Origin of the sequence: Enterobacter sp. ODB01, from assembly GCF_001623605.1 — a bacterium.
Lineage (GTDB): Bacteria > Pseudomonadota > Gammaproteobacteria > Enterobacterales > Enterobacteriaceae > Enterobacter > Enterobacter kobei.
Window position 1 is genome coordinate 1,699,037 of record NZ_CP015227.1, and the last position, 19,340, is coordinate 1,718,376.

The window sequence follows — 19,340 nt, forward strand, 5'->3', positions numbered from 1 at the left end:
AGAGAATCCGGGTTATGTTGCAGTTCATCCTCCGACGTCTGGGACTTGTTATCCCGACGTTTATCGGTATCACCCTTCTCACTTTTGCCTTCGTCCATATGATCCCCGGCGACCCGGTAATGATTATGGCGGGCGAGCGTGGTATCTCCCCTGAACGTCATGCGCAGCTTCTGGCTGAACTCGGCCTCGATAAGCCGATGTGGCAGCAGTACCTCCATTATATCTGGGGCGTGTTGCACGGTGACTTAGGGATTTCGCTAAAAAGCCGTCTTCCGGTGTGGGACGAGTTCGTGCCGCGTTTTAAAGCGACACTGGAGCTTGGCGTCTGCGCCATGATTTTCGCCACTGCGGTGGGTATTCCAGTTGGGGTACTGGCTGCCGTTAAACGTGGCTCAATTTTCGACCACACCGCTGTTGGCCTGGCGCTGACCGGCTACTCCATGCCTATCTTCTGGTGGGGCATGATGCTGATTATGCTGGTTTCGGTGCAGCTTAACCTGACGCCCGTCTCCGGGCGCGTCAGCGATATGGTTTTCCTCGACGACACCAATCCGTTGACCGGCTTTATGCTGATTGATACGGCTATCTGGGGTGAAGAGGGTAACTTCATCGATGCCGTCGCGCATATGATCCTGCCAGCCATGGTGCTGGGCACCATCCCTCTGGCGGTGATTGTGCGTATGACCCGTTCCTCCATGCTGGAAGTGCTGGGCGAAGATTACATCCGTACCGCACGCGCCAAAGGGTTAACCCGTATGCGCGTCATCATCGTACATGCGCTGCGTAACGCCATGCTGCCGGTGGTGACCGTTATTGGTCTTCAGGTGGGTACGCTGCTGGCAGGGGCGATCCTGACCGAAACCATCTTCTCCTGGCCCGGCCTCGGACGCTGGCTGATTGATGCGCTGCAACGCCGTGACTATCCGGTCGTGCAGGGCGGGGTGCTGCTGGTCGCGACGATGATTATCCTCGTCAACCTGCTGGTCGATTTGCTGTACGGCGTGGTGAACCCGCGTATTCGTCATAAGAAGTAAGGGGCCATCATGTCACACGTTTCTGAAAACAAAGTGGTTGCTGCACCGGTTCCAATGACACCGCTGCAGGAGTTCTGGCACTACTTCAAGCGCAATAAAGGTGCGGTAGTAGGGCTGGTGTATGTCGCAATCATGATCCTGATTGCGGTGTTTGCGAACTTCCTCGCACCTTATAACCCTGCGGATCAGTTCCGCGATGCGCTGCTTGCACCTCCTGCGTGGCAGGATGGCGGTAGCCTGGCGCACCTGCTGGGTACCGATGATGTAGGCCGCGATGTGCTTTCGCGTCTGATGTACGGCGCGCGTCTGTCGCTGCTGGTTGGCTGCCTGGTGGTGGTGCTGTCCCTGATTATGGGGATTGTGCTTGGTCTGGTGGCGGGTTACTTCGGCGGCATCGTCGATAACATCATTATGCGTGTTGTCGACATCATGCTGGCGCTGCCAAGCCTGCTGCTGGCGCTGGTGCTGGTGGCGATCTTCGGTCCGTCTATCGGTAACGCCGCGCTGGCGTTGACCTTCGTGGCGCTTCCTCACTACGTGCGTTTAACCCGTGCGGCGGTGCTGGTGGAAGTGAACCGCGACTACGTCACCGCGTCTCGCGTGGCGGGGGCGGGGGCGATGCGCCAGATGTTCGTCAATATCTTCCCGAACTGCCTTGCGCCGTTGATTGTTCAGGCGTCGCTCGGTTTCTCAAACGCCATTCTTGATATGGCCGCTCTTGGCTTCCTGGGCATGGGTGCGCAGCCGCCAACACCGGAGTGGGGCACGATGCTCTCCGACGTGTTGCAGTTCGCACAAAGCGCCTGGTGGGTTGTCACCTTCCCGGGTCTGGCAATCCTGCTGACGGTGCTGGCATTTAACCTGATGGGTGACGGCCTGCGTGATGCGCTTGATCCCAAACTGAAGCAGTAAGAGGCACGAGATGGCGTTATTAAATGTAGATCAATTATCGGTGCACTTCGGAGACGTTGGCACTGAGTTTCGCGCCGTGGACCGCATCAGCTACAGCGTAAATCAGGGCGAAGTGGTGGGTATTGTCGGGGAATCCGGTTCCGGTAAGTCGGTGAGCTCACTGGCGATTATGGGGCTTATCGATTATCCCGGCCGCGTGATGGCGGAAAACCTGCAGTTCAATGGTCAGGATCTGAAGCGCATTTCCGAAAAACAGCGCCGCCAGCTGGTGGGCGCGGAAGTGGCGATGATTTTCCAGGACCCGATGACCAGCCTGAACCCGTGTTACACCGTCGGCTTCCAGATTATGGAAGCGATAAAGGTGCACCAGGGCGGTAATAAGAAAACCCGTCGCCAGCGCGCGATCGATCTGCTGAATCAGGTGGGTATTCCTGACCCGGCATCGCGTCTGGACGTCTACCCGCACCAGCTCTCTGGCGGGATGAGCCAGCGCGTGATGATCGCGATGGCGATTGCCTGTCGGCCAAAACTGCTGATTGCGGATGAACCGACGACGGCGCTGGACGTGACCATTCAGGCGCAAATCATCGAACTGCTGCTGGAGTTGCAGCAGCAGGAAAATATGGCGCTGGTCCTGATTACGCATGACCTGGCGCTGGTGGCCGAAGCGGCGCACAAAATCATCGTGATGTATGCAGGCCAGGTCGTCGAGACCGGAAGTTCGCACGATATCTTCCGCGCACCGCGTCACCCTTATACGCAGGCTCTGCTGCGTGCGCTGCCGGAGTTTGCCCAGGATAAAGCGCGCCTGGCGTCACTGCCGGGTGTGGTGCCGGGTAAATATGACCGTCCGCAGGGCTGTCTGCTTAACCCGCGCTGTCCGTATGCGACGGACAAATGCCGGGCGGAGGAGCCAGAGCTGAACCAGCTTGCTGACGGCCGTCAGTCGAAATGCCACTACCCACTCGATGATGCCGGGAGGCCAACACTATGAGTACGCAACAGGCCACCACGCAACAACCGCTGTTGCAGGCCATCGACCTGAAAAAACACTACCCGGTGAAGAAGGGGATTTTTGCCCCTGAGCGCCTGGTGAAAGCGCTGGACGGCGTCTCCTTTACCCTCGAACGCGGCAAAACGCTGGCGGTGGTTGGGGAGTCGGGCTGTGGTAAATCTACGCTGGGCCGTCTGTTGACGATGATTGAAGTCCCGACCGGCGGTGAACTTTATTATCAGGGGCAGGATCTGCTCAAACACGATCCTCAGGCGCAGAAGTTGCGTCGCCAGAAAATCCAGATTGTGTTCCAGAACCCGTACGGTTCTCTGAACCCGCGTAAAAAAGTGGGACAGATTCTGGAAGAGCCGCTGCTCATTAACAGTAATCTGAGCAAAGAGCAGCGCCGCGAAAAAGCGCTGGCGATGATGGCGAAGGTCGGCCTGAAAACCGAGCATTATGACCGCTACCCGCATATGTTCTCCGGTGGCCAGCGTCAGCGTATTGCCATCGCCCGCGGCCTGATGCTCGACCCGGACGTGGTGATTGCCGATGAGCCCGTCTCCGCGCTCGACGTTTCCGTGCGTGCGCAGGTGCTGAACCTGATGATGGATCTCCAGCAGGAACTGGGGCTCTCTTACGTGTTCATCTCCCACGATCTGTCGGTTGTCGAACACATTGCGGATGAAGTGATGGTGATGTATCTGGGTCGCTGCGTGGAGAAGGGGAGCAAAGACCAGATCTTTACTAACCCGCGTCACCCGTATACCCAGGCCCTGCTGTCTGCGACGCCGCGCCTCAACCCGGACGATCGCCGTGAGCGTATTAAGCTGACGGGTGAGTTGCCAAGCCCGCTGAATCCGCCTCCTGGGTGTGCATTTAACGCCCGCTGCAGTCGCCGTTTTGGTCCCTGCACGCAGCTGCAGCCGCAGCTGAAGGATTATGGTGGTCAACTGGTCGCCTGTTTCGCGGTCGATCAGGATGAAAATGGCGAGAAGCCACATGCATAAAGAAAAAAACCGGCGTTAAGCCGGTTTTTTTATGTCTGCGCAATTATTTCCGCAAGCGAATCTGGTCGACTGCGTGCTTCTCGCTCTTGGTGAGGATCAGACTTGCGCGTTCACGCGTCGGCAGGATGTTCTCTTTCAGGTTCACGTAGTTAATCTCATTCCACAGCCCCGTCGCCACCTTAATGGCCTCTTCTTTTGACAGCTGCGCATAGTTATGGAAGTAAGAGTCAGGATCGGTGAACGCGCCTTCCCGGAACTTCAGGAAGCGGTTGATGTACCAGCTCTGGAGAAGATCTTCCGGCGCATCAACATATATAGAGAAATCGACGAAGTCTGAAACGAACACATGATGTGGGTCATGAGGATAATCCATCCCGCTCTGCAGGACGTTTAACCCTTCCAGGATCAGGATATCCGGCTGGACCACCGTTTTATCCCCATCCGGGATACGATCGTAGATCAGGTGTGAATAGACCGGTGCCGTGACGTGAGGCACCCCGGATTTCAGGTCAGAGACAAATTTCACCAGACGGTGCATATCATAAGAGAGCGGGAAGCCCTTCTTCTTCATTAGCCCGCGTTCTTTTAATACTTCGTTCGGGTGCAGGAAGCCGTCGGTGGTAATTAACTCAACGCTGCGGTGTTCAGGCCAGCGGCTCAACAGCGCCTGCAATACGCGCGCGGTGGTGCTTTTACCCACGGCCACGCTGCCCGCAATGCTGATGATATAAGGAATGCGCTGACCGTTCGTTCCGAGGAACTGCTCCAGTACCGCCTGACGGCGCAGGTTGGAGCTGATATAGAAGTTAAGCAAGCGAGAAAGGGGGAGATAAATTTCTGCCACCTCTTCCAGGGACAGATCTTCGTTTATCCCTTTTAACCGTGCGATTTCACCTTCCGTCAGCGTCATAGGGACGGAATCACGCAGGGCAGCCCACTGGCTGCGGTTAAAGTGAAGATAAGGCGTCATTAACGTTTGCTCTTTTTTGCTCATAAGCATGCTTCAGTGAGCCAGCTCAATACTGCCGGATCGTGGCTCATCACACAGTTAATTTTGGACAATGGGCAGGAGGTTAACACCAGATGGCAGGAATAATAAGAAAAAAGATGGAAAGCGCTACGTTACGCGGAAGCCGTCACGCTACGGTGTATCCCGTGCAAACGACCCTTGCATGTTGATTATTTGACCGCGAATGACTACTTTTACAGCGCTTAGTATGCTGTTCGCATAAAATGTGAGCGAAAGAACGTTTTATGCAAATTTTTAGTTGCATGACCGCGCAGGTATCCATAGAATGCGCGCTACTTGATGCCGACTTAGCTCAGTAGGTAGAGCAACTGACTTGTAATCAGTAGGTCACCAGTTCGATTCCGGTAGTCGGCACCATCAAGTCCGGTGGGGTTCCCGAGCGGCCAAAGGGAGCAGACTGTAAATCTGCCGTCACAGACTTCGAAGGTTCGAATCCTTCCCCCACCACCACTTTCTGGCAGCGTAAATGCCGCCGGAGCTGGTTGGAAAAATTAGCCAGCTCAAACTGAAAAAGAGAGAAATCTCTTTTTTTGTTACAGAAAGAACTGGGTAGCCGAGTTTCAGGATGCGGGCATCGTATAATGGCTATTACCTCAGCCTTCCAAGCTGATGATGCGGGTTCGATTCCCGCTGCCCGCTCCAATACGTGCTGATATGGCTCAGTTGGTAGAGCGCACCCTTGGTAAGGGTGAGGTCCCCAGTTCGACTCTGGGTATCAGCACCACTTCACTTCTCCTTCCCGTTTCTCTCTGTTTCAATTTTACTGTATTCAACAATTCAGGCATTTCGCCTGGTTGATGTGGTGATATCACCGATTTATCCGTGTCTTAGAGGGACAATCGATGTCTAAAGAAAAGTTTGAACGTACAAAACCGCACGTTAACGTCGGTACTATCGGCCACGTTGACCATGGTAAAACAACGCTGACCGCTGCAATCACTACCGTTCTGGCTAAAACCTACGGTGGTTCTGCTCGTGCATTCGACCAGATCGATAACGCACCAGAAGAAAAAGCTCGTGGTATCACCATCAACACTTCTCACGTTGAATACGACACCCCGACTCGCCACTACGCACACGTAGACTGCCCAGGCCACGCCGACTATGTTAAAAACATGATCACCGGTGCTGCGCAGATGGACGGCGCGATCCTGGTTGTTGCTGCGACTGACGGCCCAATGCCTCAGACTCGTGAGCACATCCTGCTGGGTCGTCAGGTAGGCGTTCCTTACATCATCGTGTTCCTGAACAAGTGTGACATGGTTGATGACGAAGAGCTGCTGGAACTGGTAGAGATGGAAGTTCGTGAACTGCTGTCTCAGTACGATTTCCCAGGCGACGACACCCCAATCGTTCGTGGTTCCGCGCTGAAAGCGCTGGAAGGCGACGCTGAGTGGGAAGCGAAAATCATCGAACTGGCTGGCTACCTGGATTCTTACATCCCAGAACCAGAGCGTGCGATTGACAAGCCATTCCTGCTGCCAATCGAAGACGTATTCTCCATCTCCGGTCGTGGTACCGTTGTTACCGGTCGTGTAGAGCGCGGTATCATCAAAGTTGGTGAAGAAGTTGAAATCGTTGGTATCAAAGAGACTGCGAAGTCTACCTGTACTGGCGTTGAAATGTTCCGCAAACTGCTGGACGAAGGCCGTGCTGGTGAGAACGTTGGTGTTCTGCTGCGTGGTATCAAACGTGAAGAAATCGAACGTGGTCAGGTTCTGGCGAAGCCAGGCTCAATCAAGCCACACACCAAGTTCGAATCTGAAGTGTACATCCTGTCCAAAGACGAAGGCGGCCGTCATACTCCGTTCTTCAAAGGCTACCGTCCACAGTTCTACTTCCGTACAACTGACGTGACCGGTACCATCGAACTGCCAGAAGGCGTTGAGATGGTAATGCCAGGCGACAACATCAAGATGGTTGTGACTCTGATCCACCCAATCGCGATGGATGACGGTCTGCGTTTCGCAATCCGTGAAGGTGGCCGTACCGTTGGCGCGGGCGTGGTTGCTAAAGTTCTCGGCTAATTGCTGATAACATTTGACGCAATGCGCAATAAAAGGGCATCATTTGATGCCCTTTTTGCACGCTTTCAGATCAGAACCTGGCTCATCAGTGATTATTTTTGTCATAATCATTGCTGAGACAGGCTCTGCAGAGAGCGTATAATCCGAAAAGCGAATGAGCATTTCGATTTGGTTTGCCTCGCAATCGCGGGGTGAAAATGTTTGTAGAATACTTCTGACAGGTTGGTTTATGAGTGCGAATACCGAAGCTCAAGGGAGCGGGCGCGGCCTGGAAGCGATGAAATGGGTAGTGGTAGCCGTTCTGCTGATCGTAGCGATTGTCGGCAACTACCTTTATCGTGACATTATGCTGCCGCTACGCGCGCTTGCAGTGGTAATTCTGATTGCTGCAGCGGGTGGTGTCGCGCTGTTGACGACGAAAGGCAAAGCGACTGTCGCTTTTGCACGCGAAGCGCGTACCGAAGTCCGCAAGGTGATTTGGCCGACTCGCCAGGAAACATTGCACACCACGCTGATTGTAGCGGCGGTTACCGCTGTAATGTCACTGATCCTGTGGGGACTGGATGGTATTCTGGTTCGCCTGGTATCCTTTATCACTGGCCTGAGGTTCTGAGATGTCTGAAGCCCCTAAAAAGCGCTGGTACGTCGTTCAGGCGTTTTCCGGTTTTGAAGGCCGCGTAGCAACGTCGCTGCGTGAGCATATCAAATTACACAACATGGAAGAGTTATTTGGCGAAGTTATGGTTCCGACCGAAGAAGTGGTTGAGATCCGTGGCGGCCAGCGTCGCAAAAGCGAGCGCAAATTCTTCCCGGGTTACGTGCTGGTTCAGATGGTTATGAACGACGCGAGCTGGCACCTGGTGCGCAGCGTACCGCGCGTGATGGGCTTTATCGGCGGCACGTCTGACCGTCCGGCGCCAATCAGCGACAAAGAAGTTGATGCGATTATGAACCGCCTGCAGCAGGTGGGTGATAAGCCGCGTCCGAAAACGCTGTTTGAGCCGGGTGAAATGGTTCGTGTTAATGACGGTCCGTTTGCTGACTTTAATGGTGTGGTTGAAGAAGTGGACTACGAGAAGTCCCGCCTGAAAGTCTCCGTCTCTATCTTCGGTCGTGCGACCCCGGTAGAACTGGACTTTGCTCAGGTAGAGAAAGCCTAAGCAGCGATCAAAAAAGCGACGATTTAATCGTTGCACAAGGCGCGAGATTGGAATACAATTTCGCGCCTTTTGTTTTTATGGGTCTCGGCCCGTAAAACGAATTTTATTCACGGGGAGCCTCCCTGAGGCGCTATTACCCAATCAGAGGATTTTAGAATGGCTAAGAAAGTACAAGCCTACGTCAAGCTGCAGGTTGCAGCTGGTATGGCGAACCCAAGTCCACCAGTTGGTCCAGCTCTGGGTCAGCAGGGTGTGAACATCATGGAATTCTGTAAAGCGTTCAACGCCAAAACCGAATCCCTGGAAAAAGGTCTGCCAATCCCAGTTGTAATCACTGTTTACGCTGACCGTTCTTTCACTTTCGTTACCAAAACCCCTCCAGCAGCAGTTCTGCTGAAGAAAGCGGCGGGTATCAAGTCTGGTTCCGGTAAACCGAACAAAGACAAAGTGGGTAAAATTTCCCGCGCTCAGCTGCAGGAAATCGCGCAGACCAAAGCTGCCGACATGACTGGTGCCGACATTGAAGCGATGACTCGCTCCATCGAAGGTACTGCACGTTCCATGGGCCTGGTAGTGGAGGACTAAGAAATGGCTAAACTGACCAAGCGCATGTCCGTGATCCGTGACAAAGTTGATGCGACCAAACAGTACGACATCAACGAAGCTATCGCTCTGCTGAAAGAACTGGCTACTGCTAAGTTCGTTGAAAGCGTTGACGTTGCTGTTAACCTGGGCATCGATGCTCGTAAATCTGATCAGAACGTTCGTGGTGCAACTGTACTGCCACACGGTACTGGCCGTTCCGTTCGCGTAGCTGTATTTACTCAGGGTGCTAACGCAGAAGCTGCTAAAGCTGCTGGCGCTGAACTGGTAGGTATGGAAGATCTGGCTGACCAGATCAAGAAAGGCGAAATGAACTTCGACGTTGTTATCGCATCTCCAGATGCAATGCGCGTTGTTGGCCAGCTGGGCCAGGTTCTGGGTCCACGTGGCCTGATGCCAAACCCGAAAGTGGGTACTGTAACGCCTAACGTTGCTGAAGCGGTTAAGAACGCTAAAGCAGGTCAGGTTCGTTATCGTAACGACAAAAACGGCATCATCCACACCACCATCGGTAAAGTGGACTTTGACGCTGACAAACTGAAAGAAAACCTGGAAGCTCTGCTGGTTGCGCTGAAAAAAGCAAAACCAACTCAGGCGAAAGGCGTGTACATCAAGAAAGTTAGCATCTCCACCACCATGGGTGCAGGTGTTGCAGTTGACCAGGCTGGCCTGAGCGCTGCTGCAAACTAATGCCTTTACGTGGGCGGTGATTTTGTCTACAATCTTACCCCCACGTTTGCTAACAAAAGTTAGCGGCTAAAAGAATTGTTCGTTGGAGCCTGGCCTAATCCAGGCCTCCGTCGAAGACCGCAGGTGTTTCGCAAGAGACTTAATCCCCTGCGTAGACGGTGACAGAACGCTAAGATTATTTTTGGATATTCTGGCTTGTTTCTGCTCACCGTATTAAGACGCTCTTTCCGTTTGGGAGAGTGAAGTGAGTTCCGGAACATGAGTTCCGGCAAACATCCAGGAGCAAAGCTAATGGCTTTAAATCTTCAAGACAAACAAGCGATTGTTGCTGAAGTCAGCGAAGTAGCCAAAGGCGCGCTGTCTGCAGTAGTTGCGGATTCCCGTGGCGTTACTGTAGACAAAATGACTGAACTGCGTAAAGCAGGTCGTGAAGCTGGCGTATACATGCGTGTTGTTCGTAACACCCTGCTGCGTCGCGTAGTTGAAGGTACTCCTTTCGAGTGCCTGAAAGACACGTTTGTTGGTCCGACCCTGATTGCATACTCTATGGAACACCCGGGCGCTGCTGCTCGTCTGTTCAAAGAGTTCGCGAAAGCGAATGCAAAATTTGAGGTCAAAGCTGCAGCCTTTGAAGGTGAGTTGATCCCGGCATCGCAAATCGATCGCCTGGCAACCCTGCCGACCTACGAAGAAGCAATTGCACGCCTGATGGCAACCATGAAAGAAGCTTCGGCTGGCAAACTGGTTCGCACTCTGGCTGCTGTTCGCGATGCAAAAGAAGCTGCTTAATCGCAGTTATCTTTATAAAGCATTTGCTTACGTATAAACTTATTCTGATTTTCAGGAACAATTTAAATGTCTATCACTAAAGATCAAATCATTGAAGCAGTTGCCGCTATGTCCGTAATGGACGTTGTAGAACTGATTTCTGCAATGGAAGAAAAATTCGGTGTTTCTGCTGCTGCCGCTGTAGCTGTTGCTGCTGGCCCAGCTGCTGACGCTGCTGAAGAAAAAACTGAATTCGACGTAATTCTGAAAGCTGCAGGCGCTAACAAAGTTGCTGTTATCAAAGCAGTACGTGGCGCAACTGGCCTGGGTCTGAAAGAAGCTAAAGACCTGGTAGAATCTGCTCCAGCTGCGCTGAAAGAAGGCGTGAGCAAAGACGACGCAGAAGCACTGAAAAAATCTCTGGAAGAAGCTGGCGCTGAAGTTGAAGTTAAATAAGCCAACCCTTCTGGTTGCAGCCTAAGCAATTAGGCTGATGGCTGGTGACTTTTTAGTCACCAGCCTTTTTGCGCTGTAAGGCATCAGTAGCATTTCACACTGTTTGACTGCTGATTGTCCTGACAATGCATGTTTCTATCGACGACTTAATATATTGCGACAGGGTGCTCGCTCTGTGTAAATCGCGACGAAATGATTTAAGCGTGATAGCAACAGGTATTGCGGAAAGTATTCAATTTTCCGGTCCACAAAATGGTGTTGCACAAACTGTCCCTTCGTCGGACAGATGGGTCGACTTGTCAGCGAGCTGAGGAACCCTATGGTTTACTCCTATACCGAGAAAAAACGTATTCGTAAGGATTTTGGTAAACGTCCACAAGTTCTGGACATTCCATATCTCCTTTCTATCCAGCTTGACTCGTTCCAGAAGTTTATCGAGCAAGATCCTGAAGGGCAGTACGGTCTGGAAGCCGCCTTCCGTTCCGTGTTCCCGATTCAGAGCTACAGCGGTAACTCCGAGCTGCAGTACGTCAGCTACCGCCTTGGCGAACCGGTGTTTGACGTTCAGGAATGTCAGATCCGTGGCGTGACCTATTCCGCACCGCTGCGCGTAAAACTGCGTCTGGTGATCTACGAGCGCGAAGCGCCGGAAGGCACCGTAAAAGACATTAAAGAACAAGAAGTCTACATGGGTGAAATTCCGCTCATGACAGACAACGGTACTTTCGTTATCAACGGTACTGAGCGTGTTATCGTTTCCCAGCTGCATCGTAGCCCGGGCGTCTTCTTCGACAGCGATAAAGGTAAAACACACTCTTCCGGTAAAGTACTGTATAACGCACGTATCATTCCTTACCGTGGTTCATGGCTGGACTTCGAGTTCGATCCAAAAGACAACCTGTTTGTCCGTATCGACCGTCGTCGTAAGCTGCCTGCAACCATCATTCTGCGTGCGCTGCAATATACCACTGAGCAGATCCTGGACCTGTTCTTTGAGAAAGTGATCTTTGAAATCCGCGACAACAAGCTGCAGATGGAGCTGGTGCCGGAACGTCTGCGTGGTGAGACCGCGTCGTTCGACATCGAAGCCGACGGCAAAGTGTATGTGGAAAAAGGTCGCCGTATCACCGCGCGCCACATCCGCCAGCTGGAAAAAGATGATATCAAACACATCGAAGTTCCGGTTGAGTACATTGCAGGAAAAGTAGCCGCGAAAGATTACGTTGATGAATCAACTGGCGAGCTGATCTGCCCGGCTAACATGGAGCTGAGCCTGGATCTGCTGGCTAAGCTGAGCCAGTCTGGCCACAAACGTATCGAAACGCTGTTCACCAACGATCTGGACCACGGTCCTTATATCTCTGAGACTATCCGCGTCGACCCAACGACCGATCGTCTGAGCGCGCTGGTTGAAATCTACCGCATGATGCGTCCTGGTGAGCCACCAACTCGCGAAGCGGCTGAAAGCCTGTTCGAGAACCTGTTCTTCTCCGAAGACCGCTACGATTTGTCCGCGGTAGGTCGTATGAAGTTCAACCGTTCTCTGCTGCGTGATGAGATCGAAGGTTCCGGTATCCTGAGCAAAGACGACATCATCGAAGTGATGAAGAAGCTCATCGATATCCGTAACGGTAAAGGCGAAGTGGACGATATCGACCACCTCGGCAACCGTCGTATCCGTTCCGTAGGCGAAATGGCGGAAAACCAGTTCCGCGTTGGCCTGGTACGTGTTGAGCGTGCGGTTAAAGAGCGTCTGTCTCTGGGCGATCTGGATACCCTGATGCCTCAGGATATGATCAACGCCAAGCCGATTTCTGCGGCAGTGAAAGAGTTCTTCGGTTCCAGCCAGCTGTCTCAGTTCATGGACCAGAACAACCCGCTGTCTGAGATTACGCACAAACGTCGTATCTCTGCACTCGGCCCAGGCGGTCTGACCCGTGAACGTGCAGGCTTCGAAGTTCGAGACGTACACCCGACGCACTATGGTCGCGTATGTCCAATCGAAACGCCTGAAGGTCCAAACATCGGTCTGATCAACTCCCTGTCCGTGTACGCACAGACAAACGAATACGGTTTCCTCGAAACCCCGTATCGTAAAGTGACCGACGGTGTTGTAACCGACGAAATTCATTACCTGTCTGCTATCGAAGAAGGCAACTACGTTATCGCTCAGGCGAACTCCAACCTGGATGACGAAGGCCACTTTGTAGAAGATCTGGTTACCTGCCGTAGCAAAGGCGAATCCAGCTTGTTCAGCCGCGACCAGGTTGACTACATGGACGTATCCACCCAGCAGGTGGTATCCGTCGGTGCGTCCCTGATCCCGTTCCTGGAACACGATGACGCCAACCGTGCATTGATGGGTGCGAACATGCAACGTCAGGCCGTTCCAACTCTGCGTGCTGATAAGCCGCTGGTTGGTACCGGTATGGAACGTGCTGTTGCCGTTGACTCCGGTGTTACTGCAGTTGCTAAGCGTGGCGGTACCGTTCAGTACGTTGACGCATCCCGTATCGTTATCAAAGTTAACGAAGACGAGATGTATCCGGGCGAAGCGGGTATCGACATCTACAACCTGACCAAATACACCCGTTCTAACCAGAACACCTGTATCAACCAGATGCCTTGTGTATCTCTGGGTGAGCCAGTTGAGCGCGGCGACGTGCTAGCAGACGGTCCGTCCACCGACCTCGGTGAACTGGCGCTCGGTCAGAACATGCGCGTAGCGTTCATGCCGTGGAACGGTTACAACTTCGAAGACTCCATCCTCGTCTCCGAGCGTGTGGTTCAGGAAGATCGTTTCACCACCATCCACATTCAGGAACTGGCATGTGTGTCCCGTGACACCAAGCTGGGGCCAGAAGAGATCACGGCCGATATCCCTAACGTGGGTGAAGCAGCGCTCTCCAAACTGGATGAATCCGGTATTGTTTACATCGGTGCGGAAGTGACCGGCGGTGACATTCTGGTTGGTAAGGTAACGCCGAAAGGTGAAACCCAGCTGACGCCAGAAGAGAAACTGCTGCGTGCCATCTTCGGTGAGAAAGCGTCTGACGTTAAAGACTCTTCTCTGCGCGTACCAAACGGTGTTTCCGGTACGGTTATCGACGTTCAGGTCTTCACCCGTGATGGCGTTGAGAAAGATAAACGTGCGCTGGAAATCGAAGAGATGCAGCTCAAGCAGGCCAAGAAAGACCTGTCTGAAGAACTGCAGATCCTCGAAGCAGGTTTGTTCAGCCGTATTTATGCGGTGCTGGTTGCCGGTGGCGTTGAAGCTGAGAAGCTCGACAAACTGCCACGCGATCGCTGGCTGGAACTGGGCCTGACCGACGAAGAGAAACAGAATCAGCTGGAACAGCTGGCTGAGCAGTATGACGAACTGAAACACGAGTTCGAGAAAAAACTCGAAGCGAAACGCCGCAAAATCACTCAGGGCGACGATCTGGCACCAGGCGTGCTGAAGATTGTTAAGGTGTATCTGGCCGTTAAACGTCAGATTCAGCCTGGTGATAAGATGGCAGGTCGTCACGGTAACAAGGGTGTTATCTCTAAGATCAACCCGATCGAAGATATGCCGCACGATGCTAACGGTACGCCGGTAGATATCGTACTGAACCCACTGGGCGTACCGTCTCGTATGAACATCGGTCAGATTCTGGAAACCCACCTGGGTATGGCTGCGAAAGGTATCGGCGACAAGATCAACGCCATGCTGAAACAGCAGCAGGAAGTCGCGAAACTGCGCGAATTCATCCAGCGTGCCTACGATCTGGGTACCGACGTTCGTCAGAAAGTCGACCTGAACACCTTCAGCGATGAAGAAGTGCTGCGTCTGGCAGAGAACCTGCGCAAAGGTATGCCAATTGCAACGCCGGTCTTCGACGGTGCAAAAGAAGCTGAAATTAAAGAGCTGCTGCAACTGGGTGGTCTGCCAACGTCTGGTCAGATTACGCTGTTTGACGGCCGTACCGGTGAACAGTTTGAGCGTCCGGTAACCGTAGGTTACATGTACATGCTGAAACTGAACCACCTGGTCGACGACAAAATGCACGCTCGTTCTACCGGTTCTTACAGCCTGGTTACTCAGCAGCCGCTGGGTGGTAAGGCACAGTTCGGTGGTCAGCGCTTCGGGGAGATGGAAGTGTGGGCGCTGGAAGCATACGGCGCGGCATACACCCTGCAGGAAATGCTCACCGTTAAGTCTGATGACGTGAACGGTCGTACCAAGATGTATAAAAACATCGTGGACGGCAACCATCAGATGGAACCGGGCATGCCAGAGTCCTTCAACGTACTGTTGAAAGAGATTCGTTCGCTGGGTATCAACATCGAACTGGAAGACGAGTAATTCTCGCTCAAACAGGTCACTGGTGCCGGGTTAACCCCCGGCACCGGATTGTGCTAACTCCGACGGGAGCAAATCCGTGAAAGATTTATTAAAGTTTCTGAAAGCGCAGACTAAAACCGAAGAGTTTGATGCGATCAAAATTGCTCTGGCTTCGCCAGACATGATCCGTTCATGGTCTTTCGGTGAAGTTAAAAAGCCGGAAACCATCAACTACCGTACGTTCAAGCCTGAGCGTGACGGCCTTTTCTGTGCGCGTATTTTCGGGCCAGTAAAAGACTACGAGTGCCTGTGCGGTAAGTACAAGCGCCTGAAACACCGTGGTGTGATCTGTGAGAAGTGTGGCGTTGAAGTGACCCAGACCAAAGTGCGTCGTGAGCGCATGGGCCACATCGAGCTGGCGTCTCCGACTGCGCACATCTGGTTCCTGAAATCTCTGCCGTCCCGTATCGGTCTGCTGCTGGATATGCCGCTGCGTGATATCGAACGCGTACTGTACTTCGAATCTTATGTGGTTATCGAAGGCGGTATGACGAATCTGGAACGTCACCAGATCCTGACTGAAGAGCAGTATCTGGACGCGCTGGAAGAGTTCGGTGACGAATTCGACGCGAAAATGGGTGCGGAAGCTATCCAGGCCCTGCTGAAGAGCATGGATCTGGAGCAAGAGTGCGAGCAGCTGCGTGAAGAGCTGAACGAAACCAACTCCGAAACCAAGCGTAAAAAGCTGACCAAGCGTATCAAACTGCTGGAAGCGTTCGTTCAGTCTGGTAACAAACCAGAGTGGATGATCCTGACCGTTCTGCCGGTTCTGCCGCCAGATCTGCGTCCGCTGGTTCCACTGGATGGTGGTCGTTTCGCGACGTCTGACCTGAACGATCTGTATCGTCGCGTCATTAACCGTAACAACCGTCTGAAACGTCTGCTGGATCTGGCTGCGCCGGACATCATCGTACGCAACGAAAAACGTATGCTGCAGGAAGCGGTAGATGCCCTGCTGGATAACGGTCGTCGCGGTCGTGCGATCACCGGTTCTAACAAGCGTCCTCTGAAATCTTTGGCCGATATGATCAAAGGTAAACAGGGTCGTTTCCGTCAGAACCTGCTCGGTAAGCGTGTTGACTACTCCGGTCGTTCTGTTATCACCGTAGGTCCATACCTGCGTCTGCATCAGTGCGGTCTGCCGAAGAAAATGGCACTGGAGCTGTTCAAACCATTCATCTACGGCAAACTGGAGCTGCGTGGCCTGGCCACCACCATCAAAGCCGCGAAGAAAATGGTTGAGCGTGAAGAAGCTGTCGTTTGGGATATCCTGGACGAAGTGATCCGCGAACACCCGGTACTGCTGAACCGTGCACCAACCCTGCACCGTCTGGGTATCCAGGCATTTGAGCCAGTACTGATCGAAGGTAAAGCTATCCAGCTGCACCCGCTGGTTTGTGCGGCGTATAACGCCGACTTCGATGGTGACCAGATGGCTGTTCACGTACCGCTGACGCTGGAAGCCCAGCTGGAAGCGCGTGCGCTGATGATGTCTACCAACAACATTCTGTCCCCAGCGAACGGTGAGCCAATCATTGTTCCTTCTCAGGACGTTGTACTGGGTCTGTACTACATGACCCGTGACTGTGTTAACGCCAAAGGCGAAGGCATGGTGCTGACTGGCCCTAAAGAAGCTGAGCGTATTTATCGCGCTGGCCTGGCCTCTCTGCATGCGCGCGTTAAAGTGCGTATCACTGAATACGAAAAAGATGCAAACGGCGAATTCGTTGCGCACACCAGCCTGAAAGACACGACCGTTGGCCGTGCCATTCTGTGGATGATCGTACCGAAAGGTCTGCCTTTCTCCATCGTCAACCAGGCGCTGGGTAAGAAAGCGATCTCCAAAATGCTGAACACCTGTTACCGCATTCTGGGTCTGAAGCCGACCGTTATCTTCGCTGACCAGACAATGTACACCGGCTTTGCTTATGCAGCGCGTTCAGGTGCATCTGTTGGTATCGATGACATGGTCATCCCAGAGAAGAAACACGAGATCATCTCTGAAGCGGAAGCTGAAGTTGCTGAGATCCAGGAGCAGTTCCAGTCTGGTCTGGTAACCGCGGGCGAACGCTATAACAAAGTTATCGATATCTGGGCTGCGGCGAACGATCGTGTATCCAAGGCGATGATGGATAACCTGCAGACCGAAACCGTGATTAACCGTGACGGCGTAGAAGAGCAGCAGGTTTCCTTCAACAGCATCTACATGATGGCCGACTCCGGTGCGCGTGGTTCTGCAGCACAGATTCGTCAGCTGGCAGGTATGCGTGGTCTGATGGCGAAGCCAGATGGTTCCATCATCGAAACGCCAATCACCGCGAACTTCCGTGAAGGTCTGAACGTACTCCAGTACTTCATCTCCACGCACGGTGCGCGTAAAGGTCTGGCGGATACCGCACTGAAAACAGCGAACTCCGGTTATCTGACGCGTCGTCTGGTTGACGTTGCACAGGATCTGGTCGTAACTGAAGACGATTGTGGCACCCTCGAAGGTATCACCATGACCCCGGTTATCGAGGGTGGTGATGTTAAAGAGCCACTGCGCGATCGCGTACTGGGTCGTGTAACCGCGGAAGACATTCTGAAGCCGGGTACCGCAGACATTCTGGTTCCACGCAACACGCTGCTGCACGAACAGTGGTGTGACCTGCTGGAAGCGAACTCTGTTGACTCCGTGAAAGTGCGTTCCGTTGTATCCTGTGACACCGACTTTGGTGTTTGTGCGCACTGCTATGGTCGTGACCTGGCGCGTGGCCACATCATCAACAAAGGTGAAGCTATCGGCGTTATCGCGGCACAGTCCATCGGTGAGCCAGGTACACAGCTGACGATGCGCACGTTCCATATCGGTGGTGCGGCATCTCGTGCGGCTGCTGAATCCAGCATTCAGGTGAAAAACAAAGGTAGCATCAAGCTCAGCAATGCGAAGTCGGTTGTTAACTCCGCAGGCAAGCTGGTTGTGACCTCTCGTAACACCGAGCTGAAGCTGATCGACGAATTCGGTCGTACCAAAGAGAGCTATAAAGTACCTTACGGTGCGGTTATGGCGAAAGGTGATGGCGAGCAGGTTGCCGGCGGTGAAACCGTTGCAAACTGGGATCCACACACCATGCCGGTTATCACCGAAGTAAGTGGTTTCATCCGCTTTACTGACATGATCGACGGCCAGACCATTACTCGTCAGACCGACGAGCTGACCGGCCTGTCTTCTCTGGTGGTTCTGGATTCTGCTGAACGTACTACCGGTGGTAAAGATCTGCGTCCTGCACTGAAAATCGTTGATGCTCAGGGTAATGACGTTCTGATCCCGGGTACCGATATGCCTGCGCAGTACTTCCTGCCGGGTAAAGCGATTGTACAGCTGGAAGATGGCGTACAGATCAGCTCTGGTGACACCCTGGCGCGTATTCCTCAGGAATCCGGCGGTACCAAGGACATCACCGGTGGTCTGCCACGCGTTGCGGACCTGTTCGAAGCACGTCGTCCGAAAGAGCCGGCAATCCTGGCTGAAATCAGCGGTATCATTTCCTTCGGTAAAGAGACCAAAGGTAAGCGCCGTCTGGTTATCACTCCAGTAGATGGCAGCGAGCCGTACGAAGAGATGATTCCTAAGTGGCGTCAGCTCAACGTGTTCGAAGGTGAACGTGTAGAACGTGGTGACGTTGTTTCCGACGGTCCAGAAGCGCCGCACGACATCCTGCGTCTGCGTGGTGTACATGCTGTTACCCGTTACATTGTTAACGAAGTACAGGACGTATACCGTCTGCAGGGCGTTAAGATTAACGATAAACACATCGAAGTTATCGTTCGTCAGATGCTGCGTAAAGCAACCATCGAAAACGCAGGCAGCTCTGAGTTCCTCGAAGGCGAGCAGGTTGAATACTCACGCGTCAAGATCGCTAACCGCGACCTGGAAGCGAATGGCAAAATCGGTGCGACTTACGCGCGCGATCTGCTGGGTATCACCAAAGCGTCTCTGGCAACCGAGTCCTTCATCTCTGCAGCATCGTTCCAGGAAACGACTCGTGTCCTGACCGAAGCGGCTGTTGCAGGTAAACGTGATGAACTGCGCGGTCTGAAAGAGAACGTTATCGTGGGTCGTCTGATCCCAGCGGGTACCGGTTATGCATACCATCAGGATCGTATGCGTCGTCGTGCTGCGGGCGAACTGCCAGCTGCACCGCAGGTGACTGCTGAAGATGCATCCGCGAGCCTGGCAGAACTGCTGAACGCAGGTCTGGGCGGTTCCGACAACGAGTAATCGTTGAT

14 protein-coding genes and 4 tRNA genes are annotated in these 19,340 nt (G+C 53.3%); 17 read left to right on the forward strand and 1 reads right to left on the reverse strand.

The genetic code is table 11. From position 1 onward, the window contains the following. Positions 1–14: 14 nt before the first annotated feature. Genes dppB through dppF form a run of 4 tightly spaced genes read left to right on the forward strand, consistent with a single transcriptional unit; the run spans position 15 to position 3,950 of the window. A complete protein-coding gene (gene dppB, locus A4308_RS08095; protein WP_014882057.1) occupies positions 15–1,034 on the forward strand; it encodes a dipeptide ABC transporter permease DppB in 1,020 nt (339 codons plus the stop codon). Between the two features lie 9 nt (positions 1,035–1,043). Then, positions 1,044–1,946, forward strand: coding sequence for a dipeptide ABC transporter permease DppC (dppC, locus tag A4308_RS08100; RefSeq protein WP_014882058.1), 903 nt, complete (start codon positions 1,044–1,046; stop codon positions 1,944–1,946). Between the two features lie 10 nt (positions 1,947–1,956). Then, entirely contained in the window at positions 1,957–2,940 is a 984-nt protein-coding gene (gene dppD / locus A4308_RS08105; protein WP_032635363.1) for a dipeptide ABC transporter ATP-binding protein, read from the forward strand. Next, a complete protein-coding gene (gene dppF, locus A4308_RS08110; protein ID WP_023331759.1) occupies positions 2,937–3,950 on the forward strand; it encodes a dipeptide ABC transporter ATP-binding subunit DppF in 1,014 nt (337 codons plus the stop codon). Before dppD ends, dppF begins: the two co-directional genes overlap by 4 nt. A gap of 43 nt (positions 3,951–3,993) precedes the next feature. On the opposite strand, the gene coaA is transcribed toward dppF, so the two are convergent. Then, positions 3,994–4,944, reverse strand: coding sequence for a type I pantothenate kinase (gene coaA, locus A4308_RS08115; protein WP_014882061.1), 951 nt, complete (start codon positions 4,942–4,944; stop codon positions 3,994–3,996). Between the two features lie 317 nt (positions 4,945–5,261). Here coaA and A4308_RS08120 point away from each other — a divergent pair. The 13 genes from A4308_RS08120 to rpoC all read left to right on the forward strand — a co-directional run bounded on the left by A4308_RS08120 (position 5,262) and on the right by rpoC (position 19,332). After that, a tRNA-Thr gene (locus A4308_RS08120) sits at positions 5,262–5,337 on the forward strand. A gap of 8 nt (positions 5,338–5,345) precedes the next feature. Then, a tRNA-Tyr gene (locus tag A4308_RS08125) sits at positions 5,346–5,430 on the forward strand. 117 nt (positions 5,431–5,547) lie between these two features. Next, positions 5,548–5,622, forward strand: a tRNA-Gly gene (locus tag A4308_RS08130). Positions 5,623–5,628: 6 nt separating this feature from the next. After that, a tRNA-Thr gene (locus tag A4308_RS08135) sits at positions 5,629–5,704 on the forward strand. Between the two features lie 118 nt (positions 5,705–5,822). Next, positions 5,823–7,007, forward strand: coding sequence for an elongation factor Tu (tuf, locus tag A4308_RS08140; protein ID WP_013094997.1), 1,185 nt, complete (start codon positions 5,823–5,825; stop codon positions 7,005–7,007). 229 nt (positions 7,008–7,236) lie between these two features. Further along, entirely contained in the window at positions 7,237–7,620 is a 384-nt protein-coding gene (secE, locus tag A4308_RS08150; RefSeq protein ID WP_013094999.1) for a preprotein translocase subunit SecE, read from the forward strand. A gap of 1 nt (position 7,621) precedes the next feature. Then, entirely contained in the window at positions 7,622–8,167 is a 546-nt protein-coding gene (gene nusG / locus A4308_RS08155) for a transcription termination/antitermination protein NusG (RefSeq protein ID WP_003862341.1), read from the forward strand. Between the two features lie 156 nt (positions 8,168–8,323). Further along, complete coding sequence (gene rplK, locus A4308_RS08160; RefSeq protein WP_008503452.1) at positions 8,324–8,752, forward strand: 50S ribosomal protein L11; 429 nt, start codon at positions 8,324–8,326, stop codon at positions 8,750–8,752. Between the two features lie 3 nt (positions 8,753–8,755). After that, positions 8,756–9,460 carry a 50S ribosomal protein L1 gene (rplA, locus tag A4308_RS08165; protein ID WP_013095000.1) on the forward strand — a complete coding sequence of 235 codons (705 nt, stop codon included), beginning with the start codon at positions 8,756–8,758 and terminating at the stop codon, positions 9,458–9,460. 291 nt (positions 9,461–9,751) lie between these two features. After that, entirely contained in the window at positions 9,752–10,249 is a 498-nt protein-coding gene (gene rplJ, locus A4308_RS08170; protein ID WP_004097644.1) for a 50S ribosomal protein L10, read from the forward strand. Between the two features lie 66 nt (positions 10,250–10,315). Further along, complete coding sequence (rplL, locus tag A4308_RS08175; RefSeq protein WP_014882064.1) at positions 10,316–10,684, forward strand: 50S ribosomal protein L7/L12; 369 nt, start codon at positions 10,316–10,318, stop codon at positions 10,682–10,684. A gap of 319 nt (positions 10,685–11,003) precedes the next feature. Then, positions 11,004–15,032 (forward strand): DNA-directed RNA polymerase subunit beta, encoded by a 4,029-nt coding sequence (rpoB, locus tag A4308_RS08180; RefSeq protein WP_014882065.1) that lies wholly within the window; start codon positions 11,004–11,006, stop codon positions 15,030–15,032. Between the two features lie 76 nt (positions 15,033–15,108). After that, on the forward strand, positions 15,109–19,332 hold the full coding sequence (gene rpoC / locus A4308_RS08185; RefSeq protein WP_014882066.1) for a DNA-directed RNA polymerase subunit beta': 4,224 nt from the start codon (positions 15,109–15,111) through the stop codon (positions 19,330–19,332). Positions 19,333–19,340: the final 8 nt, after the last annotated feature.